Annotated in this window: 14 protein-coding genes; 3 read left to right on the top strand and 11 right to left on the bottom strand. The window is 59.4% G+C overall.

Translation table 11 applies throughout. The annotated features are described in order from the left end of the window. Window positions 1-9: 9 nt before the first annotated feature. From ACRRQW_RS01275 to ACRRQW_RS01245, 7 genes are all read right to left on the bottom strand, one after another. The gene (locus tag ACRRQW_RS01275) at window positions 10-3,981 is read right to left on the bottom strand and encodes a response regulator (protein ID WP_438479424.1); all 3,972 of its coding nucleotides are present in this window, start codon (window positions 3,979-3,981) and stop codon (window positions 10-12) included. 117 nt (window positions 3,982-4,098) lie between these two features. Next, window positions 4,099-6,897, bottom strand: a complete 2,799-nt coding sequence (locus ACRRQW_RS01270; protein ID WP_438479422.1) for a hypothetical protein — start codon at window positions 6,895-6,897, stop codon at window positions 4,099-4,101. A 72-nt stretch (window positions 6,898-6,969) separates the two neighbouring features. Further along, window positions 6,970-8,985: a DUF4340 domain-containing protein gene (locus ACRRQW_RS01265; protein WP_438479420.1), complete on the bottom strand. Its 2,016-nt coding sequence runs from the start codon at window positions 8,983-8,985 to the stop codon at window positions 6,970-6,972. 25 nt (window positions 8,986-9,010) lie between these two features. After that, window positions 9,011-10,501 carry a Gldg family protein gene (locus ACRRQW_RS01260; RefSeq protein ID WP_438479418.1) on the bottom strand — a complete coding sequence of 497 codons (1,491 nt, stop codon included), beginning with the start codon at window positions 10,499-10,501 and terminating at the stop codon, window positions 9,011-9,013. Window positions 10,502-10,504: 3 nt separating this feature from the next. Next, window positions 10,505-11,266 carry an ABC transporter permease gene (locus ACRRQW_RS01255; RefSeq protein WP_438479416.1) on the bottom strand — a complete coding sequence of 254 codons (762 nt, stop codon included), beginning with the start codon at window positions 11,264-11,266 and terminating at the stop codon, window positions 10,505-10,507. Between the two features lie 33 nt (window positions 11,267-11,299). Continuing rightward, window positions 11,300-12,322, bottom strand: a complete 1,023-nt coding sequence (locus ACRRQW_RS01250; protein WP_438479414.1) for an ATP-binding cassette domain-containing protein — start codon at window positions 12,320-12,322, stop codon at window positions 11,300-11,302. Window positions 12,323-12,379: 57 nt separating this feature from the next. Continuing rightward, window positions 12,380-13,381, bottom strand: coding sequence for a biotin--[acetyl-CoA-carboxylase] ligase (locus ACRRQW_RS01245; protein ID WP_438479412.1), 1,002 nt, complete (start codon window positions 13,379-13,381; stop codon window positions 12,380-12,382). 49 nt (window positions 13,382-13,430) lie between these two features. Between ACRRQW_RS01245 and ACRRQW_RS01240 the strand changes: the two genes are divergently transcribed. Continuing rightward, entirely contained in the window at window positions 13,431-13,733 is a 303-nt protein-coding gene (locus ACRRQW_RS01240) for a hypothetical protein (RefSeq protein ID WP_438479410.1), read from the top strand. 186 nt (window positions 13,734-13,919) lie between these two features. On the opposite strand, the gene ACRRQW_RS01235 is transcribed toward ACRRQW_RS01240, so the two are convergent. Continuing rightward, the gene (locus ACRRQW_RS01235) at window positions 13,920-14,666 is read right to left on the bottom strand and encodes a LamG-like jellyroll fold domain-containing protein (RefSeq protein WP_438479408.1); all 747 of its coding nucleotides are present in this window, start codon (window positions 14,664-14,666) and stop codon (window positions 13,920-13,922) included. A 118-nt stretch (window positions 14,667-14,784) separates the two neighbouring features. Further along, entirely contained in the window at window positions 14,785-15,354 is a 570-nt protein-coding gene (locus tag ACRRQW_RS01230) for a hypothetical protein (RefSeq protein WP_438479406.1), read from the bottom strand. Between the two features lie 288 nt (window positions 15,355-15,642). Between ACRRQW_RS01230 and ACRRQW_RS01225 the strand changes: the two genes are divergently transcribed. Further along, window positions 15,643-18,072, top strand: coding sequence for an ABC transporter permease (locus ACRRQW_RS01225; protein WP_438479404.1), 2,430 nt, complete (start codon window positions 15,643-15,645; stop codon window positions 18,070-18,072). Between the two features lie 51 nt (window positions 18,073-18,123). Here the strand turns inward: ACRRQW_RS01225 and ACRRQW_RS01220 are convergent, their stop codons facing one another. Together ACRRQW_RS01220 and ACRRQW_RS01215 are read right to left on the bottom strand one after the other, a co-directional pair. Continuing rightward, complete coding sequence (locus ACRRQW_RS01220; protein ID WP_438479402.1) at window positions 18,124-19,125, bottom strand: adenosine kinase; 1,002 nt, start codon at window positions 19,123-19,125, stop codon at window positions 18,124-18,126. A 93-nt stretch (window positions 19,126-19,218) separates the two neighbouring features. Then, window positions 19,219-19,599, bottom strand: a complete 381-nt coding sequence (locus tag ACRRQW_RS01215) for a DUF6941 family protein (protein WP_438479400.1) — start codon at window positions 19,597-19,599, stop codon at window positions 19,219-19,221. A gap of 124 nt (window positions 19,600-19,723) precedes the next feature. On the opposite strand from ACRRQW_RS01215, the gene ACRRQW_RS01210 reads away from it, so the two are divergent. Continuing rightward, complete coding sequence (locus tag ACRRQW_RS01210) at window positions 19,724-21,331, top strand: CTP synthase (protein WP_438479398.1); 1,608 nt, start codon at window positions 19,724-19,726, stop codon at window positions 21,329-21,331. The last annotated feature ends 68 nt before the right edge of the window (window positions 21,332-21,399 follow it).

The raw sequence follows: 21,399 nt of genomic DNA, 5'->3' as shown, positions 1-21,399 counted from the left end.
TGCCGCGAATTAAACGGCAGCCTTGTTGCCGAAGTAACGAAGGATCGTGAGTTGCAGCTCGTCGATCTTCATCGGCTTGGTCACGTAGTCGTCCATGCCGGCTTCCAAGCAGCGTTCGCGGTCGCCTTGCATGGCGTTCGCGGTGAGAGCGATGATGATCGGCCTTTGCCCCGGAGGAAGTTTTGCGCGGATTTCGCGGGTCGCTTCGTAACCGTCCATCTCCGGCATTTGCACGTCCATCAAGATGAGTTGGTAATTGTGCGAGAGCGCGGACTGCACCGCTTCGAGGCCGTTCGCGACACAGTCGGCCGTGTAGCCCATGCGATTGAGGAAACGTTGGGCGACCTTTTGATTAACCAGGTTGTCTTCAACCAGCAGGATATCGAGCGGGATGTTATCTGCGAGGCGCACGGCAGTAATGGGAACGATGGGCGAAGCGGACACTGAGTCTGACGGATCGCCGATGGTTTTACGCAGCACTTCGTGCAGCGCGAAAGGTTTGACTGGTTTCGGCAGGCGATACGTTTTGGCGTCGGGATTTTCCCCGCGCCGCGCGCTTTCGGACGCGCCGGTGTAAAGCACGACCGGCATCTTCGGGAAGAGCGTGCGGAGTTTGGCCACGAGATCCATCGCGGACACCCCGTCCAGATTTTGATCCACGATGGCGGCGGTGAAAATGGATTGCTCCGCCAGCGCGAGCGCTTCGGCCACGTTAGTCGCCATGACCGGCGTGAGATTCCACGAGGCGAGCGCGTCATGCAGCGCAGTGCGATTCACGCGATGATCGTCGACGACGAGAATCCGACCGCCGGGCAACGGTTTGAAGGACGGCGGGGTGTTGGCGTCGAAGGTGACCGCGCTGGTGGTGATCGTGAAGTGGAAGCAAGAACCTTTGCCCGCGGTGCTTTCGACGGCGACGCGGCCGCCCATGAGTTGGCAAAGCCGGTCGCAAATCGCGAGACCGAGGCCGGTGCCGCCGTATTTGCGCGTGGTTGAAGAATCAACCTGGCTAAACGGTTTGAAGAGGAGGCTGAGGCGTTCGGCGGGGATGCCGATGCCGGTATCGGTGATGCGGAAATCGAGTTTGAGCTTATCATCCGGCAGCGGATTTGCCGGGTCGACCGGCAAGGCGGCGATCTCAATCGTGACAAAACCCTTCGAGGTAAACTTGATGGCGTTGTTGATGAGATTTACGAGCACCTGACGCAGGCGCGTGATGTCGCCCACAATGCAGCGCGGCACAGACGGCGCGATGGAGTAGGCGAGTTCGATGTTTTTGGCGGCGGCCTGCAGGGCGAAAATATCGATGGCTTCCTCGACGCATTGCGTGAGGTCGAATGGCTGCGTCTCGAGTTCCATCTTGCCGGACTCGATCTTCGAGAAGTCGAGAATTTCGTTGATGATGGAAAGCAGGGCATCGCCGCTGGTGCGGATCGTGTTGAGGTAATCGCGTTGCTCAACCGTCACGTCGGTTTCGAGCATCAGGCTCGTCATGCCGATCACCCCGTTCATCGGGGTGCGAATTTCGTGCGACATCGACGCGAGGAATTCCGACTTGGCGCGCGACGCGGCGTCGGCTTCGGATTTAGCACGGCGGAGTTGCTGCTCAGTTTCGACGCGCGACGTGATGTCGGTTTCGATGGCGATAAAATTTTCAACTCCGCCCAAATCGTTGAGCACGGGTTGCACATCGAGGTGGACGTGAAATTTCCGATTGGCGATCGCGAGTTGGACGATGTCGAGCGTGACGGGTTCCTGTTGCTTTAACGCTGCGCTGACGCGCTGCACCGTGTCGGAGGTGCCCTCCGGATTCGAAAGAAGTTCAACCAGTGGACGCGTAGCGACATCGGCGAGACGCCGACCCGTGAGGCGGGAGTAACTTTCGTTCACCCACTCGATGCGGCCGAGTTCGTCGGTGATGATGACGGCGTTATCGGTTTTACTCGCGACGAGTGAGAGCTTGCGGCTTTCCGCCTGGCTGAGGCGAAGGGCTTCGTCGGCGAGCTTGCGGGCGTTGATATTTTGCAGCGTGCCGAGAACGCGGAGCGGGCGATGGGCTGCGCTGAACGACGTGCACTTGGCGCGCAAGGCGATCCAGATCCATTCGCCATTTTGATGGGGAATGCAGTGCTCCAATTCGATGAAAGGAGTCTCGCCGTTGAAGTGAGCCTCGATGACGCTGCGCACGCGGGCTTGGTCGGACTCGGGCAACAAGTTGAGCCAGCCTTGACCGGTGGCGGGCATCGCGGACGGATCGTAGCCGGTGATTTTCCACACGCTGGGCGTGCAATAAAATTGATCCGACTCGACGTCCCATTCGTAAACGCCGACTTGCGTGGAATCGAGCGCGAGGTTGAGGCGTTCGTCGGTCGCTTTGAGGCGGGCTTCGACTTTGCGGCGTTCTTCGTTTTCTTCGCGGAGTTGTTCGCTGGTGCGTTCGGCGGAGCGTTGGCGCAGGCGAGCGGATTGGGCGAGGTTTACGACCAGGCCGAAAAGCGCGCTGACGCAAAGACCACCGTAGAGCGCGAGTTGCGCGACGTTGACGAGGCGTTCAGAATTGGACGCCGCGCCGCGGGGAGTGAGGGTCATCGTGCCCGTCTGCATCGATAGATCCTGATTATCGATTTCGATCGGCCGCGACTGGCGGAGGCGCTCGTCGATAAAGTCGTTGGGACCGGAAAGTTCGTAAACGGTCAGGTTTTTAGGCTGCGTGCCGGTCGCCATCGGATTAGCGATCGAGACGGTGAGCTGGTAGCGGTTCGACCAACCTTGTCGGGCCATGATGGTGTCGAAGAAATATTTGTAGTCGAATTCGCCGACGATGAAACCCGTGATGCGATCATTTTGGATGATCGGCGCGTAAACGGCAAATGAAGGCGCCCGCAGTAGCAGCGAGTCAATGGGGGCCGCGATGGCGAAGGTTTTGGAAGCGCGCGCTTTTTCAATCGCCTGGCGACGCAACGTGTCGGTGGCGTGATCGTAGAAAGGTGCGTCTTCGTTGCCTTTATTCGGCCAGATCCACTTGGTGCGCAGGAACTCCGCGTTGACCCATTGCACCGAACGATAGCCGGGGAAGCTCTTGAGGTTATCCATCGCATCCGAAGTCCAATCCGCTTCGGCAGGGTTGTTCACCTTGCTCCAACGTTTCGCCATACTGACGACGCTGCCGACGTGAGTGCGGCTGTCGCCTCCGAACAAGGTGAGGATGGTCTCGATGTTGAGCCGCGTGGATTCGTTTTTGTAAGCGAGTTCGCGTTCGCGCAGCGCGACCCAGAAAGTCAGCGTCACAGTCACGCTACACACGACCATCGGAAGCCACAGCCAGCGCGGACTGTCGTCGGCGCCGTAACGATTATCGTAAGTCGCGAGGATGATCAGCGCGACACCCAGCACGAGCATGATGGATGCGGTGTGCGGCCCGATGCTGCCGTAATCTTTCCAAAACTCGATCGCAGTCAGGCCCGTGCGATAGCTCAACAATCCCGCCAGACCATACGCCGTGCCCAACGAGCCGAGCAAAGCCAGCACCAGCGGACGCAACGCCGCCACCGGTCGGAGCGCGAGCCACATAAACATACAGCCAATGGCGGTGAAGAACCCCGCCAGCATTCCCGGCATGCGACCGATGTTTCTGCCGGAGACGAGCGAGTCGTGATTCAGTAAGAGGTCGTCGATGTTGATTTCGGTGACGTGCATCACCTCGAGTAAAGTGACGAGGCTGACGACGGTAATGAGGCCGCTTAACACCAAGCTCGTGCGCTTTAGTCCTGTCGCCAGCGCGATGGGCATTGCCCCAATAAAAATCAAGCAGACGGCGGCATTGACCGGTAAGACCGGATCATAAGAACGCGGCTGCACTAATCCCACTTTGCCCGTGATCCACCCGATCACGACCACAACGCCCGCGAGCATGAGCGCCCCGAAGGGCGTCAGGTAGCTGTATTTGAGCAGGTTTGAACGTGATGGTGTCGCAGATCGCATGGGGGACGAACGCGCTAACTACTACCGCGGGTAAGCGGCTTGGCAATGAGTTTTGGGGTGTTATACCTATCCTGTCTAGGGATTCAGGATTCCTTTACTGAACTTTCCTAACTGACTCTAATTCGCGGGCTTGTCGGGGGTTTCTGGTTTGGGTAGGGTGTCGCTAGTCGTTGGCGGGGCGGTGGTTTCGGTGGGTTTAGCCGAACCGCCCACGTTCACTGACCAGTTAGGCTTATTGAGAGGGCCGGATAATTTGAGTTCAAGAATGCTCGTGATGGGGGTGATGACGAGGCCGATTGCGGCGGTCAGGATGTTTCGGTTTTCCTCAAAAGGTTTTAATTTCGCCGTGAAATCAAGGGAGCTGGAATCGAAAATGTAGTCCCCGTGCGCTTCGATCACCGCGCCCGAGCCGGAAATCCTAAGGTCGGGAAAATGGAGTTCTCCGCGGTTCAAACGGAGTGTAGAGTGCGCCGTGTCGAGTTTGAGCGATGAGAAATTGAGCGAGAGCTTGCTCAACGCTTGCGAAAGCAAACCGAAGAGCTGGATCTCGCCGAGATTTGCGCCGGTGAGATTGGCTTCGCCGTTGCCGGTAAAGCTCGCGAGTTCGCCGGGTTGGCCGCGTGCGGACAGGCTCAAATCCAGTTTTCCGCCGGCAGCGCGTTTGATGATGTCCTCGGCGCCGGCCGGTGTTTTCGAATTATTGCGCAGCGCTTGAAATTCCATCGTCGAACGAATCGCGGATGGCAGGTCGGCGCTCTTGAGCTTCACGTCAAACGCGAGCACGCGGGTCGCTGCGGTGGCACCGCTTAAACTCGCGGTGCCGTTGCCTTTTCCGCCGGCGGCGGTGAATTGAATGTCGTCCAGCTTCAGATCTCCCTGGGCGATCGCCCCGCTGACTTGCACAGTATCGAGCGGATAATCGTAGAAATGCAGTCCGCCCGCCGCCCGGCCGTTGAACCTGAGATTCGCGACTGCGCCGGGCCATTCGCCGTCGATCGAGCCCTCGGCGTGGACGCGCGCAGGACGTTTGAATTGCAACCCATCGAGCACGGCGGCCGCTTTGCCGCGCGTCATCTTGAGATACGTATCCGCGTCCACCGTCGAATCCACGCTGAAGGTGATGCGGTTGGTTTCGTTGGTCACCGGATTCGTGAAACGCTTAAACCAACCCGCCAGTTCCTGCTGCCCCGCCGCGCGCGAGCCGCGCACCTCGAGGGCGTGAGTGAAATTCGGCCGCAGGAAAATCAGCGAATGCACGGCGTTAAATTCCGCGCCAAAAACCGTGGCGGTGGCGGCGCCAGCTCTTCCGAAATAGCTCGTCTGCGCCGCGTCGCGCCACCGGCCCTGGACATCGACGTCGGCATTGGGTAAAGCGGCATTGAAATCAAAATTGCTGTTCCAAAAAATCAGCCACCAATCGCCGCGAAACCAGCCGTTGATCACCGTCGGTCTAAGCTGCCCGTTTAAAAGCATGCGGTAATCGGTCGTCTCGAAATCCATCCAGTAGGAGCCGCGCGCGTGGTTTTCGTTGAGCGCGAGCATCGCGTCGTGCGCGAGGAAACTGTTGCCGTCGATATCGACGCGGCCGCGCAATTCCGTGATCCCGACGCCGCGCGAATCGAGGCGTCCGCCCTCCGCGTGGCTGCGCAAGCTGACAAATTTCCAGCCCGGGCCGAGCGTGAGATCGGCGCGAAATGTCACCGGATCGCCGAAGACAAAATAAGGCGCCGCGCGCGGCGTGATTTCGCTCAACACTTCGTTGATGACTTGATGGGAAGCGCGGCCTTCGGCGTGGACGCGGGCGGTTTGCGCTTTGAGTTGCGCGTCGATTTCCGCCGCGAGAAATTCGCCGCGAACCTGCGCGAGGACTTCGGTGCGCAGCGCGGGCCATTCGCCGAATGCCACGCGCACGACGGGACCGTGAATTTTCTGGCCATGCGCACTGCCGGTGCCGGCGGCGATGAGTGCATCCGTCCACTTGAATGAAAACTGCGAGGGCAAAAATTGGGCGCTGACAATCGCGCGCACCGTGTCGGCTGAATACTGATTCTGATATTCCCCGCGTCGCACGGCGGTGAAAAATTGCACCGTAACTTCCTCGTTGCTGCGATGCAGCGGCAAGGTCGCGGTGACAAAAAGCGGGCCGGCGGCGAGCGGTTGATTCAGCGGATTCTCGATGGATTTCGCGGTGAAAAGCGCGGTCACCGTGCTGCTGCCGGTTTCCGCGCGATGCTCGAATTTCAGCGCGAGCGATGGTTCGCTCAATGCGTCGAGTCGTGGCAATTCGGTCGCGAGTCGTCGACTCGTCCTGAGGAAAAGCGTGGTGAGTTCGCTGATGGTGATCGGGGCCTGTCCGCGCGGGCGCGGGGAGAGCAACGTCTCGCCAGTCGCGGTGATGGCCAGCGGGCCGAGGTGCGCGGTGAATTGATCGAGTTGCCAGAGGCGGTCGTCGTGACGGATTGCCACGACGACATCGCTCAGCAAGCGCTCCGCGGTGCCGCTCGGCGAAAGCATCGCGGGCAATTGCACCGTCGCGCCTTCGAGTTTGATTTCATCGGGAATCGGGTCGCCGGCGATGATCGACCAGAAACTGCGGCGGAGATAAACAATGCGGCTGGAAATTAACGGCTCGGCGTAACGCGGCGAGCTGAGCGTGACATCGTTGAGGAGAATCTGGCCCTTGGGATCGAGCCGCGCGCGCCCGAAAGAGATTTTAAGATCGGCTTTGGCGAGTTCCGTTTCCACGCGGCGCAACACGAAGTTCGGCACGGGCAGTTCTTTCGCCGTGGCGACATAAAGCAGCATGACCAGCGACACCGTGAGCCCGATCCAGAGGGTCCAGCAGACCATCCAGAGCACGCATGAGCCGCAGAAACGCATCGCGCTTTTGCTGGGACTGGCGGCAGGTTTGGTCATGGCATCGATTTAATCAGCGGCGAGGAACGGCCGATTGATTGGGCGGGTCGGAGGCTGCTGCGGCCGCGCGGCTCAGGATTTAGGCGCGGGTGCCGGCTCGTCTTTTGAGGCCGGGAGTTTCGGCGCGCCAGGGTCGTTTTTTTCGCCGTAAGTCAGCGCGAAGAGGGCATCGACCATTTCCTGGGTCAGTTCAAAAACGACTCCGCCAAATTCACTTGTGCCGGCGAGCGTGGTCGTGCCTCCGAGGCGTTCGGTGAAATAAAGCGTGGAGACGGAGGGTTGCGCGGGCGCGTTGCTGCCGGGAAGCGTGAGGTCGATTTCGAGTTTATATTTCCATGGGCGAGATCCTTGGGCGGTCTCGACTTGTTGATCGCTGAACGTGTCGGCGATAAAACGCTTCGCTTTGAATGTGCGCAACTGAGCCAGCAGAGTCGTGATCGCTTTGCGGGCGTTGTCGCTCAGCGTGAGTGTGGCGAGCGTTTCCGGCGTGAGCGCGGTGGGATTGGCGACGTCGAGCACGCTGGCGTTGCCCGGGAGTTCGGTGATGCGCAGCGCCGTGATGCGGGCGCCATCGGGCAGTTCGCGCAGCAGGCGTTGTTTATAATGCAGAGCGTTGACGGGCGTCTGATCGAGGATATCGGGCACGATTTCGTAAATGAACGGCGCGGGTTCGTTGCGCGCGAAGGCGCGGCCGGGCTGGTCGGGCGAGGTGCCGATTTGCAGGACTTGGGTGGAAGGCGCGTTGCCGCTCGTGCCGCCGCCTTTCTCGAGACCGAGGGTGATTTCGCGCTCGGGACGCTTGAAACCGTAATTTTCAATGTCGCTATCGGACGGGGCGTCGTTGAGGAAACGGAAACGAATGCCGTCGTTATCGCGACGCGCAGAGAGTTGGAGCAGGCGTTGCACCAATTCGTTAATCACGGCGGTGTCGGCGGGAATGGTGGCCGGAGCCTGTCCGCTGAGGCGGGACACGGCCTGCCACGCGAGGCTGCCGTCGGGAGATTCGAGCCGTTGCAGCACGAGTTCAGGCTGGCCAGGCGCGGTGAGCGTGAGCGCACTGACTTCGGCGGGGTCGAACTCCATCACATGCGGATCGCGCAAGCTCTCTTGGGAAGTGCGCAGGATTTCGATGAGGCGGTCGGGAATGCTGGCGGTGAAGACCACGCTCTTATCCTCGATTTTTGCGAAGTATTCTTTTTCCGGCGATGGGGAATCGGCGGCGACCGGTTTGGCGTTGGGTGCGGGGGGAACGACGTTGCCGATGAGCAACGTCTCGCGGCGGGCGTTGCCTTCGAGCGTCACGCGCAACGCGGGCGAGTTAAGGCCATCGCGTTCGAGGTCGGTTTCGCGGGCTTCGAGAAAACGGCGGGTGTTCAGCGAATTGAGGTTGTTCACGGTGACTTCCGTGGCGGCTTTGCTGGCGCGGGCCAGCACGGGGCTTTCGAAGCCCCAGCGGTTGCTGGCGTCGCGACGCAGGCGGACTTTGAGATTGGCGGGCGCGGCGGTCTGGATGTTAAGCGAGCGGACTTCGAACACGGGCACCGTAAAAATCGACGTCGCTCGCAGTTCTTCGAGCGGTTTGCGCACGATGTCGGCAAAGTTGCGTTTGACGACGTGGATGCGCGTCTCGTCGGGCGAGAGCACGTAGAGGCGGTTGCCGACCTCGGTTTCTTTGCCGAGTTTGACCGTGTAGTTTTTGCCAGCGGCCTCGAAAGAGATCGTGGTGGTTGGTTCCGCGAGACCAATCTCCGCGAGCGTCTGGCCGGTTTTCAGAAAATCCGCGACGGCGTAACTGATGTCGTGTTCGAGAAATTTGAGCTCGTTGATGATGCTGGCGACGGCGTTTTGGTTGGCGGGCCAGTCGTAGGGTTGGGTGAGCCACCAAGTGTTGCCTCGGGTGGCATCGAGCGCGAAGCGCACCGTCGGCGCGTTGGCCGTGGTGCGTGTGAACGCGGTTGCGCCGGCGATTTCGGGGCCGAATACCCGCCGCCCGCCGGCGTCGGGCAAGGTGACTTCCTCAAACTTAAAAATATAAAAGAACAGAACGACGTTCAGGAAGAGCAGGATGATGGTGACTTTGGAGCGCATGGATGGCGAGGGCTGGGCGCTGGCGTCAGTCGCGACGGGTCCAGTAAACAATGATCCCGATGATGGCGACGATACCGGGGACGATTAAAAGAAGGCCAAGGCGCAGGCGGAGCACGTCTTCCTGGCTGAGCGAAAGGGAATAGCGTTGGATGGGTCTGACCGGAACGCTGACGGGCACATCGCTATCGGCGGCCCATTTTACGGTGGCGAGAAAAAGGCCGAGGTTACCCGCGAGATCGATGCGGCGATTGTTTACGATTTCGCCCGTGCCGAACACGGCGAGCCGGCCACCCCGCACGCTGAGCGGGAGATCGTTGGCGGGCTTGAGTCGCTCGGAGATTACAAACGCACCTTGCGGCCCTTTTACGAGATCCTGACCGGGGGTGAAAACCGGCTGGGAGTAAAAATTGCTCTCGCCCCAGGCTTCAGCACTGGAAACGGCGAGACGCTTCACACGCAAACCGTCATCGGAGGGACGACTAATATCTTCGCCCACGATGCGCGTTTCGCCGAGTTGGAGCACGAGCCCCGCGCCGGTCATGATATCGGTGATTTTGCTGTCGGGGTCGGCGGCAAACGTCCAGATGCGGAGATCATTGGTTTCGGTGATGCTGTTGTTGTGGGGATCGATGATGATCTTGGGACTGGTGTTGTGCACCATCACGCCCCAGTCGAAGAAAAGATTGTCGAGGCCGACGTTCGCGCGCGAATCGAGCATCAAGATCACGCGCCCGGCGCGCGTGCTGAGATAATCGCGCAGCAGGATTTCTTCATAAAGTTGGAAACGACGCTGCGGTGCGGCGATGATGAGCAGGGCATTTTCCTCCGGAGGAATTCGCCGGGTGAGGCTGAGATCGAGCTGCGCCACGTCAAAATTTCGCGCGCGCAATTCGTCGTGCAACTGCGAGAGGCCTCGTTGCGGGGACGTGTCGAAGGGCGACATCTCGCCGTGGCCGGAAATGAAATACACTTTTTTCTTATCGGGATTCGAAACGTCGAGAAGGGCGGCGGTGAGCGTGGCTTCGCCTTTGAAAGCATCGCGTTTTTTATTTTTATACCGGTAGAAATCCGAGGACGTGAGCACGGTGCGGCTGGTGCCGGAGTCGAGCACGACGACATTGGCGAGATTGATGTTTAGCTCGGCGGCTTTGCGGCCGTTTTTGTAAACGTCGAGGAAGCGCACCTCGACTTTGCCCGAGGCTTTGCCGGCGGTGCGATACGCGTATTCGCGGAGCAGCGTGCTGATCTCGCGGTAGGATTGGACGACTTCATCATCGGCGAGTTCGTCGTCCGAAATGGTGACGGTCACCGTGACGTCGCGCTTCAAGCTATCGAGGTAGGCGAGCGTTTCCGTCGAGAGCGAGTGCTGTCGCGACTGGCTGAGGTCGAAGCGCCACGAGTGTTTCAGCGCCAGGTAATTCAGCCCGGCGAACAGCGCGAGAAACAGCAACGCTTGCAGAATCAGGTTGATGAACCTCATCCAGCGGGCGGCGCGGAAGCTGTCGGAGAAGTTCATGCGTCAGCTGCTCAGAATCTTTGCTTCGACGCCGAGGATGCTAAAGATGATCGCGAGGGTCGCGCCGGTAAAATAAAAGAACACCTGGCGCGTATCGATGACTCCGTGCGTGAAATCTTCCACGTGCCCTGCGATGCGCAAGGCTTGCACGGAGTTTTTCACCGGCTGCATCAGCTCCGTGTCGAGCAGGCTCATATCGCCGACATAACCGATGCCGCCGATGAGCCCGAGCAATAGCGAAAAACTCAATACGGCCGCGACCGCCTGGCTGCGCGTGAGCGCGCTTGCGAGAATCCCTACGGCGATAAAAAGCAGCCCGCTCACCGCGATAAAAAGATAGCCGCCAATCAACGGCCCAGATTCGAGGAAGCGCGCATCCTTGGAATAGATTTTAAGGATGTAGTGGAAGCCGAGCGTCGAGCCCCAGAGCAGCAGATAAAAAATGTAGGCGGCGGAAAATTTTCCCAGCACCACTTCGGCGGTGCTCACAGGCGTGGTCAGCAAGGTCTCGAGCGTGCCCATGCGCCGTTCCTCGGCGAAAGACTTCATCGTGAGCAGCGGCACCATGAAAAATACCGGAAACCAAAAGTATTGGAAAAATGCGACAGCGGGGGGTGTCTCCTGCGGCGCCGTGTTGTAGTTGTCCAACATGCTCGCAAAAATAAAGCCCATCACCCCGAGGAAAAACACCGCGGCGATATACGTGCTCGGACTATAGAGCAGCGCGCGGATTTCGTGGGAGAGGATGGTGAAGTAGTGGCGCACGACGTGGTGACGTTTGAGCGGGAGCGAGGTTGCTTAGACTTTGGGCAAAGGCGCGCGCACGTCGCCGGCGTTTTTCTTGTCCGGCAGGCGCGCATCCCAACTGCGGCGCGTGGCCGCGAGGAACACATCCTCGAGCGACGGCTGCGTGCGGCGTAACGAACGCAGTCGATAACCGTGCGCGGGCAATGTGTGCAGGATTTTCTCGCCAAGATCTTCCGTGGACTCGGTGACGAGCGTGACCGTGCAAAATCCATCCGGCGCTGACTCGCCCGTGGTGCCGACCCGCAACGTGGGCTCGATCGTTTTGAGATATGAACTGAGCGCGGAGATATCACCGGCAAACTCGAGGTCATAACTCGTGTGTCCGAAGATCTGGTGACGCAATTCCGCCGGCGAACCCTGCGCGACGATGCGTCCGCCGTTGATGATGAGCACGCGGTCACACGTCGCTTCGATCTCGGGCAGGATGTGCGACGAAATGATCACACTCATGCGTCCGCGCAAACTCGCGATGAGGTCGCGCACGATGAGAATCTGGTGCGGATCGAGGCCGATCGTCGGCTCGTCCATGATGATCACGTTTGGCTCCGACAAAATCGCCTCGGCGATGCCGACGCGCTGCTTGTTGCCCTTGGAAAGACGCCCGAGGATGCGGTGACGGTTACGTTTCAGGTCGCAGAGTTCGAGGACCTCGTCGATGCGCGCGCGGAGTTTGGCGCGGGGCATTTCTTTCAAGCGGCCACGAAACCAAAGGTATTCGGACACGCGCATGTCATCGGGCAGGGGATTGTTTTCCGGCATGTAGCCGACATGGCGTTTGCTTAACTCCGGGGCCGTCGCGACCGGGTGTCCGCAGATGCTGACCGAACCCGACGTCGCCGGCAGGTAACCGGTCAGGATGCGCATGGTGGTGCTTTTGCCCGCCCCGTTGGGGCCGAGCAGGCCGACGATTTCGCCCTTTTTCACGGTGAAACTGAGGTCGTTGACAGCGGTCAGCGAGCCATAGGTTTTCACCAAACGGGAAACCTCAATCGTGTTTTCGGGAGTTTCGGCCATGCAAGCGGTTGCGCAGGTATTTACACGGAGGAAAAGCCTCGCGAGCAAGCCTTGGCTTTAGGCCGTGGAAGCCGCCTCCCGGCTGAGCGTCACTTCGCCGGCGCGGAAGCGTTCCGTGCTGCCAGATTCGAGGCGGACGATGAGCGAGCCCTCGTCGTCAATTCCCGTCGCGGTGCCGCTGACGATGCGCGTGCCTTGGGTGACAGTGACCGGCTGGCTGCGCAACACATCGTAACGTTTCCAGAGATCGGCGAATTTGTCGCGGTAGTTGCCTTCGAGAAATTGTTCGTAGGCACCGATCACGCGTCCGATGAGCGCGGCGGCGAAACGATTCGGGTCAACCGGCGTGTCGCTCGCGGCGGCAAGGGAGGTCGCGGAATGCCGGATGTTCTCGGGCAAATCCTCCGTGCGCCCGTTGAGATTCAACCCAAGGCCAAACACGAGATCACGCACCTGATCCGCATCGACGCGCGCTTCGGTCAGGATGCCGCCCACTTTGCGCCCGTTCACATGGACATCATTGGGCCATTTGAGGCCTGGCGTAAGCCTGCAGAAATTTGCGATGAGTTCGCAGATGTTGAGCCCCATCCAAAGCGTGAAATCCTGCAACTGCGCCGGTTCCAACTCCGGGCGAAACACGAATGTGCTGTAGAGATTTCCCGCGGCCGGGCTGTGCCACACACGCCCGCGCCGACCGCGGCCTTTGGTTTGTTCGCGCGCGAGAATCACGAGCGGCACGGTGCAACCGGCGGCGAGTTGGCGTTCGGCTTCGGAATTGGTGCTGTCGACGGTTTCGAGGCAAATAATTTTTGGGAGTGTCGTGCGCCCATGGAGCAGCGAATGCAGCAATGCCTCGTGCAGCTGCGACGGGAGTTTGGCGATCCGGTAACCGCGACTGTGGGCGGCTTCGAACTCGAAGCCCTGACTCGTGAGTTTTTGCAGCTGCATCCACACGGCGACGCGCGACACGCCGAGGATTTTTGCGAGGTGCGTGCCTGCCACGTAGGCTGTGCCAGCGTTGAGCAATTCTCGCAAAATGATGATTTCAGTGGGCGTCATGGAATTTCTGTCGCGACGAAAGAATGAACCGTTAACAAAGCACTCTGTCATGAGCGCGCAAATGTCATTTGAGGATTTCCTTAACTCGATCCAACGCGACTCCGCGCCGCCCGCCAGCTTGCGCCCGGCGCTTCAGGCGCTCTGGCATGATAGCCGAGGCGAATGGGACGCGGCGCACGATCTCGCTCAAATCGCTGACGACGCGGAAGGCGCGTGGGTGCACGCCTATCTTCATCGCAAAGAAGGCGACGCCAGCAACGCCGCTTACTGGTATCGTCGCGCCGGAAAACCGACGGCCAGCGGCTCGCTCGATGCCGAACGCGAAGCCATCGCCCGCGCGTTGCTGGCGTGAAAAACGTCCCACGTGAGAGGACGCAGCGGCGCTGTGATGCCTTCTTATTCTTGGAGGCGGGGCCCTCAGCCCCGTGAGGCATCGCGTGCGAATGAATACTTAAACCCGCGGGGCTAATAGCGCCGCCTCCAAAGTAACTTCTGTAGGTGGCGCACTTGCGCGCCACGTTGCCCGCGAGCGGGCAACCTACTTGCGCCGGTATAATGTCACGCCAATCACAATGAGCCCGGTAATCATCAACGCCCACGTCGAAGGTTCCGGCACGGCGAGCGGTGCGCCATTTTGATAGAGTTCCATGACTTGGGCCGCGTTGAGCGATTGGTCGAACACGCGGAGGAAATCCACTGAACCCGTCGCGGCTTCATTCGCGACGGCGAGGTCGTCGATGAAGAAGTGGAGTTGTTTGTTCACGCCGCTGATTTCGCCCAAGCTACCGGTGTCCGTGAACGTGAAGCGTTGCTGGCCGTTGACGTAGGCCGTGACTTGCTGGCTGAGGCCGTCGCGGGTAAGCACCACGTGGACCGGTTGGCCGGCGACAAAATCGGCAGTGGAGGATGACGCGACGTTGTAGAAATTTAAACTTTGGCCCAGCGCGTAGAGGCCAGTGTCGGCGGTCCGATCTTTGACGTCAAAAATGCGCTGATAGCCGCCGGTGGCGTCGAATAAGAACATCGCCTCCAGCGTGTAAGTGCTGGTGCCGACGAGTGGATTCTCGAGCAACAGTCCTTGATTGGCTCCGAATACATATGAACCGCCCGTAACGGTGCCGCCGAACGATTGGAGAGCCGCGCCACCGGCGCTGTCACTCAGGTCGATGTTGAACGTGTATTCGTGCACCGCTGACGGCACGATGACGACTTGGGCCCGTGTTTCGACGGCACTTGAGAACGCGAGAAGTGCACAGGTGAAAAAACTGATAACGAGGCGCCGCATGGAGATTTGTTCAACGTGTCTGCAACACCCCTGGCGATAAGATTTTTCATTCCGTGAAAGAAAAAGCCGCGACCAGTTACAGGGCGCGGCTCGGGGTGTTTTCTATGAAGTGCTATATTTACTTGTTGGCTTGCTTGCGAAGTTCGGCGGCTTGCTCGGGATTGTCGACTTCGACGGCTTTGGCGAGCGAGAGGACGTCGCTGCGCATCGTTGCATTTTGTTCGCGATCGTATTCGTCGCGGGCGCGCTCCGCGGCGGAATAACCGAAGAGTGGCAGCGTGTATTTGTTCAGGCCGTTGCGGTCGAATTGGCTCAGACGCTCTTTCGCCAGCTTCTCGTTGAACCCTTGTTTGGTCATCATCACTTGCGGCGTCAGGCGCGGACGCACGCGCTGATTCGTGATGGTCATTTTGTCCAGTTCGAGGGTTTCGCCATCCGTGGCGACCTCGGCGGTGGCGTTCGACTTCGGCAAAACCGGTTTCGCGACCGGCGCCGGATTGGGATTATATTTTGGCAAGCCGGACTTCACGAGGTTCGTGGTATCGGCGGAAAGTTTGGCCGGATCTTCCGAGGAGGTCGTGGTGATCACGGGCTTGGTGGGAGCGGCTGGATTTGCGCTTTCCTGGGCGCGAGCCAGCGAGACGCCAGTGACAAGCAACACGGTCAGCATGAGGCGGGTGTTTTTCATGATGGTTTATTAGACAGGGAAACGGGCCGAAGTTTCAAAGCTGAAAAACTGAGGAATAGGCCGAGCGACGCCACGGAGATTCCCCCACGAGACAGGTATTTCAGTAACCACAGATAGACACAGATGAACACGGATTCTCTGGAGAATAACCAAGGATGTAACGTGGCTCGTTTGCCTAAATGAATCTGTGTCTATTTGTGTGCATCTGTGGTTGATATTCAGCCGAGCTAAACCTTGCGCGCATCGCGTGGCGCGGGCATCACCGTTGGCGAACCCCCTCGAGTGCGCATGAATGTCTTTTTTTATGAGTTTGTTTTGGCGTTGCGGCGTTTGGTGCGACGCCCGGTGCAATCGGGGCTGATGCTCGCGACGTTCACAGTGTCGATCACGCTCACGTTGTTGAGCTGGTCGCTCTTTCACACGATGTTTCTGCGCAATCCGGAGTTCGATCCGCAGGGGACGTTGTATCGCGTGGGCCTGACAGGCGGGCCGTTTTTCAAGGATGGGCGAATCGCCTCGCTCACTCGCGACGAGGTGCTGGCGTGGAAGGAAAAACAAACGGTCTTCGCCGATTTCGCCACGGTGCGCATGTATGAATCCGTCTTCGTCACCACCGAAAACGGTCCGGAGCGTTTATTGAGTGCGAACGTGTCCTCGGATGCGCTGCGCATGTTGCACGCGGTGCCGCTGATGGGCCGGTTGTTCACGACGGACGAGGATAAAATGGGCGCTGCGCCCGTCGTGCTGCTTGCGGAGAAAACGTGGCGCAATCGCTTCGCGGCCAATCCTCATATCATCGGGCTCGTCGTGAATGTGGACAATGTCCCGACGACGGTGGTCGGCGTGATGCCGGAGAGTTTTCGTTTTCCGAACGACCAGGAAATGTGGCAGCCGCAGGGTAACATCCAGTGGGAAAAATTCCCGCCCGCCATGGTGCACGACATCATCGTGCGGCTGAAGCCTGACATCACGCGGGAGCGCGCCGAGAAAGATCTGCGCGTCATCACCGCAGGGCTCAGCGCAGAGTCGCCAGCGCTAAAGTTTGAACTGCACCCGGTCGTAATTCCGTTTCGCGAAATCTTTTTGTTTCCTGAACTCAATCGCAGTTCGCTCGTGCTCTTTGCGCTCGCGGTCGTGTTTGTGTTGGTGGGCTGTGCGAACGCGGCGAATCTGGTGATGATCGATTTCTTCGGACGCGCGGGAGAAATCGCGTCGTCGCTCGCGCTCGGCATTCCGCGCGCGGCGGCGATACGCGGGCTCGCGGTGCAACTCGCGTTTATGGCCGGACTCGCGGCGTTGATCGGGTCGGGGTTGTTGTTGCTGGTCGGGCCGCACGTGCATCAGGCGATGGCGCGGGTCACGACGCCGTATTGGCTGTTGTTTAGTTCGCAATGGCATCACTTCGCGATGGCCGCGGGGCTGGCGGTGATTTCCGCCGGCGTGGCGCTCATCGTGCCGGTGAGTTATTTGTTGTTCGTGAATCCGGAGCGCATCATTCGCGACGGCGCGGGTTCGAGTCGTGGATCAGGACGCGGTGTGTGGCGCCGCACGTTGGTCGTCGGACAAATCGCGTTGCTCACGGTGCTGGCGATCTCCGCGGGGTTGTTGCTACGCTCGAGTTATCAGATGCGGCAGGAAAATTGGGGCTACGACGCGGGCGCGATTTTCCAATCGAAACTCGCGATCAAAGATGCGGATTTCCCGACGCCGGAAGTGCGCGCGAGCACATTGAAACGGTTGACCGATGAACTAGAGCTGATCCCGGGAGTAAGCGCGGCGGCTTTGATGAATGTGCCGATCGGCTTCAGCGGCGAGCCGCGTTTTTTTTACGCGAAAACCCGCGATGGTCTAGCGGAAGGACGCTCGGAGGGCGGCGCGTTTAACTCTTCGGTGACGCCAGATATTTTCAAAGTATTCGGCGTGCCGTTTGTGGAAGGGGAGACGTTTGCCGAAAATCAAAAAGCGGACGGACCGTTTTACGTCGTCATCAATCAATCGCTCGCGAACCGCCTCTGGCCGGGTGAGTCGGCGCTAGGGCGGGAGTTTTTTGGACGCGGCGCGAGTCCCAAGCAGCCGCCGTTTAGTTTGGTCGTGCGCGGCGTGGTGCGGGATTTTCAGGCGTCGGGGCCCAAGGTGACGAATAATGATTTTATCCTCAACGCGATGCGTGGGTTCAGCGGGCAAGCGCCGTTTTTGTATGTGCGCGGACAAGCCTCGGCGCCTTCGGGCGAATCGGTGCGCACGGCGGCGGCGCGCGTCGATCCGCGCATGGCGGTTTATTTCCCGGGCACGATGCAGCGCACGATCGAAACAGAATTGGGTTCACTACAACTCACGATGCGCCTGACGCTGACTTACGCGCTGGCGGCGGTGTTGTTGTGCGCGGTCGGGGTTTACAGCATCACGGTGTCGCAAGTGCTACAGCGGAATCGCGAGTTCGGAATTCGCATGGCGCTGGGGATCGATCCGGAGCGTTTGTGGACGCGGTTTGCGCGCGGGCATTTGATTGTCGCGGCGCTCGGCGTCGTCATCGGAATCGTGACGGCTGCGGCGGTCGTGCACGTGTTGCAAGCGCTGCTTTTCGGCGTGAACGCACGCGATGCGGTCACTTACGCGGTCGCGGCGGGAATCATTTTGCTCGTGTCGGCACTGGCGTGCATTCCGAGTTTATTTCGCCTGCGCCGCATCAATCCGGCGGAGTGCTTGCGGAGTTTGTGAGGCCGGGCGCGCGACGGTAATCGCGCGCCAGCTACAACGGAGGTAATCGCCTTATTTCAAAGCTGCCGCGAGTTCGCGGAGGCGCGGCCAGTGAATGTCGGGAATGGCCGGTCCGAGATGTTGCACGCATTCGGCGCCAAGGGCCGAGCCGAGCGCGCCTGATGCGGCGAGCGAATAGCCGCGCAGATAACCGTAAAGAAATCCACCGGCCCACGCGTCGCCGGCACCGGTGGTGTCGACGACTTGGGAAACTTTAACGGGTTGGATCCGGTGGAGTTCTTCGCCTTTCGCGACCCACGCGCCGTCCTTGCCAATCTTCACGCAGGCGATGCCGCCGAAGCCGGCGAGTTTGCGCGCGTAGGCGTCGTAAGAAGCGTCGGTTTGGAAAAGGGCGCGGATTTCGTCTTCGTTCGCGAAAACGACTTCGACGCCTTGCTTGAGCTGATCGAGAATCCAATTGCGGGCGACGTTGACGACTTCGAACGACGAAAGTTCGAGACTGATCGTGCAACCGGCCGCGCGCGCGGTCTGGGCGACTTTTTCGGCGAGCGACGGATTGAAGAGGAGGTAGCCTTCGATGTGCGCGTGCTTGGCGCCTTTGAGATCGGCGACGGTGATTTCGTCGGGGCTGAGCGTCATCGCCGCTCCGAGGTGAGTGCGCATCGTGCGCTGGCCATCGGGGGTCACCATCGAGAGGCAACGTCCGTTCGGCAGCGTGGCGCGCTTGAAACGGGAATCGTCGCCACCGGCGGCGACGAAATTTTTCCGGTAATCTTCCGCGGTGATGTCGCCGCCGATTTTGCCGACGAAGGAAGTTTTGAGTCCGAGCTTGGTCGCGCCGAGCACGGCGTTGGCTGCGGAGCCGCCAGGAGTGACGGCGAGTTTGTGGATGAGTTTGCCGACGAGTTGGACGATGTCGGCGTCGTCCACGAGCACCATGCCGCCTTTGTCGCCGCTGACGTGCGCGCGCAGGAAAGCATCATCGACGTGCGCGAGCAGATCCATGATGGGGTTGCCAATACCGACGAGTTCGAAGGAAGAGGAGGAGGACATGAAAATTTTATTTTGTCATCGCGAGCCGCTGGCGGCGTGGCGATCCAGTGGATTGCTTCGTCGTGTAGCTCCTCGCAATGACTGATTTTTTGATCAGTTAACGGTCAAGCTGGTCGCGAGAATCGGCTCGTCGTCGACTTCGATGAGGATGGAGTATTCGCCCGCTTGCTCGAAGCGGAGATTGCGGAGCTCGTTGATCAAATTGATGCGATGGAGCGGGCTTTGGGACTCGAATTCACGGTTGAGCAGCTGGGTCGGATTCATGGCGTCGAGACCCATCGACATGCGGATGTGGTGTTTGCCGGGTTGCACGTCGGTGAGCGTCAAAAACCACACCATATACGGGTGCATCACGGGAAACGCACGGGCCTTGATGTTGGAAAACACGCCAAGAATCGTGTGTTTGCCGGACGAAGGGTCGATGTGGACGCCGTCGCAGGTAATCCAGGCGAGAAGGGAGGCTTTTGACTGCACCGGTGGAGCTTGGGTGCGGCGCTGAGGGATCGGCAAACTATTTCTAGGGTGGTTTCCCTGCGGAAATCACACACGAGCAACCTTTTCCTTGTGTCTAGCGGAGGGGGCAGCTTTTACGTTGGGCGTGAAGTATATTTTCGTCACTGGCGGCGTAGTTTCTTCTTTGGGCAAAGGGCTCACGGCGGGGTCGCTCGGCGCCCTGCTGGAGTTGCGCGGCCTCACGGTGCGCATCCAGAAATTCGACCCTTATCTCAACGTCGATCCGGGCACGATGAGCCCGTATCAACACGGCGAAGTTTACGTCCTCGACGACGGTGCCGAGACCGAACTCGACCTCGGCCACTACGAACGCTTCACCTCCGGAAAACTCTCCCGCGCGAACAGCCTTTCGTCCGGCCAAGTTTATGAGTCCGTGATCGCGAAGGAACGCCGTGGCGATTACCTCGGCAAGACCGTGCAGGTGATCCCGCACGTCACGAACGAAATCAAAGACCGCATCCACAAAGGCGGCAAAGGTGTCGACGTGCTCATCACCGAAATCGGCGGCACGACGGGCGACATCGAAGGGTTGCCGTTTCTCGAAGCGCTCCGCCAGTTCGCCCTCGAGGTCGGCCCGCGCGAATGCATTTTTATTCACGTTACGCTCGTGCCGTTTGTCACGGCCGCCGGCGAACTGAAGACCAAGCCCACGCAGCAAAGCGTGGCGAAGCTGCGCGAGATCGGAATCCAGCCGCACTTGCTCGTGTGCCGTTGCGAAAAACCGCTGACGATCGAGATGCGCGAAAAGCTTTCGATGTTCTGCAACGTCCCCGTGAAGGCCGTGTTCGCGGCCGAGGACGTGGAGTCTTCGATCTACGAATTGCCGCTCATGCTGCAAAAGCAGGGCATGGATCAATATGTGTGCGATCTCTTCGGAATTAAAACCCGCGCGCCGAAGAAAAATATCTGGGTCGATATCGTGCACCGCATCAAATCGCCGAAGCACGAGGTGAAGATCGGCGTCATCGGCAAATACATCGAGCTCCAGGACGCGTATAAATCCGTTTACGAATCGCTCGCGCACGCGGGGATCGCGAACAACGCGCACGTCGATGTGGTGCGCGTCGACGCCGAGGATCTCGAAACGAAAGCGGGCCTCGCGCAGCTCAGGAAACTCGACGGCATTCTCGTTCCCGGTGGCTTTGGTGACCGCGGCATCGAGGGCAAAGTGGCCGCGGCAAAATTTGCGCGCGAAAACAAAGTGCCTTACTTCGGCATCTGTCTTGGCCTGCAAATCGCCGTGATCGAATTCACGCGCAACGTCCTCGGCCTGAAGAAGGCGAACTCGATGGAGTTCGAAGAAAAAACTCCCGAGCCGGTCATCGCGCTCATGGACGAGCAGCGCAACGTTGTTCAGAAAGGCGGCACGATGCGCCTCGGGGCCTACACCTGCGATCTGAAGCCCGGCACGCTCGCCCGCAAAGCTTATGGCTCCGCGCAAGTCACCGAGCGCCACCGTCACCGTTACGAAGTGAACAACGACTACATCGTGCGTCTCGAAAAAGCCGGCATGATCATCTCGGGCTGGAACCCGAAACGCGGCCTCGTCGAAGTCGGTGAGTTGAAAAATCATCCGTGGTTCCTCGGCGTGCAATGTCACCCGGAATTCCAATCAAAGCCGAATAAAGCACACCCGCTCTTCGCAGCCTTCATTGGAGCCGCGATCAAAAACAAAAAGGGCGCGAAAAAGTGAAATGTGGAAATCAGTAAAACTGGAAAAGATTTTTTCGTTCCTGATTTCCTGAGTTCCGCGTAAAAAAT

It is taken from the genome of Oleiharenicola lentus, from assembly GCF_051660365.1.
Taxonomy (GTDB): domain Bacteria; phylum Verrucomicrobiota; class Verrucomicrobiia; order Opitutales; family Opitutaceae; genus Lacunisphaera; species Lacunisphaera lenta_A.
Note: the sequence above shows the minus strand (reverse complement) of the source record. Positions and strands in the feature narration are given on the sequence as shown.

Coding starts and splice junctions, on each gene's coding strand:
- ACRRQW_RS01275 (WP_438479424.1), bottom strand. CDS start 3,981: ATGCGATCTGCGACACCATCACGTTCAAACCTGCTCAAATACAGCTAC.
- ACRRQW_RS01270 (WP_438479422.1), bottom strand. CDS start 6,897: ATGACCAAACCTGCCGCCAGTCCCAGCAAAAGCGCGATGCGTTTCTGC.
- ACRRQW_RS01265 (WP_438479420.1), bottom strand. CDS start 8,985: ATGCGCTCCAAAGTCACCATCATCCTGCTCTTCCTGAACGTCGTTCTG.
- ACRRQW_RS01260 (WP_438479418.1), bottom strand. CDS start 10,501: ATGAACTTCTCCGACAGCTTCCGCGCCGCCCGCTGGATGAGGTTCATC.
- ACRRQW_RS01250 (WP_438479414.1), bottom strand. CDS start 12,322: ATGGCCGAAACTCCCGAAAACACGATTGAGGTTTCCCGTTTGGTGAAA.
- ACRRQW_RS01245 (WP_438479412.1), bottom strand. CDS start 13,381: ATGACGCCCACTGAAATCATCATTTTGCGAGAATTGCTCAACGCTGGC.
- ACRRQW_RS01240 (WP_438479410.1), top strand. CDS start 13,431: ATGAGCGCGCAAATGTCATTTGAGGATTTCCTTAACTCGATCCAACGC.
- ACRRQW_RS01235 (WP_438479408.1), bottom strand. CDS start 14,666: ATGCGGCGCCTCGTTATCAGTTTTTTCACCTGTGCACTTCTCGCGTTC.
- ACRRQW_RS01230 (WP_438479406.1), bottom strand. CDS start 15,354: ATGAAAAACACCCGCCTCATGCTGACCGTGTTGCTTGTCACTGGCGTC.
- ACRRQW_RS01225 (WP_438479404.1), top strand. CDS start 15,643: ATGAATGTCTTTTTTTATGAGTTTGTTTTGGCGTTGCGGCGTTTGGTG.
- ACRRQW_RS01220 (WP_438479402.1), bottom strand. CDS start 19,125: ATGTCCTCCTCCTCTTCCTTCGAACTCGTCGGTATTGGCAACCCCATC.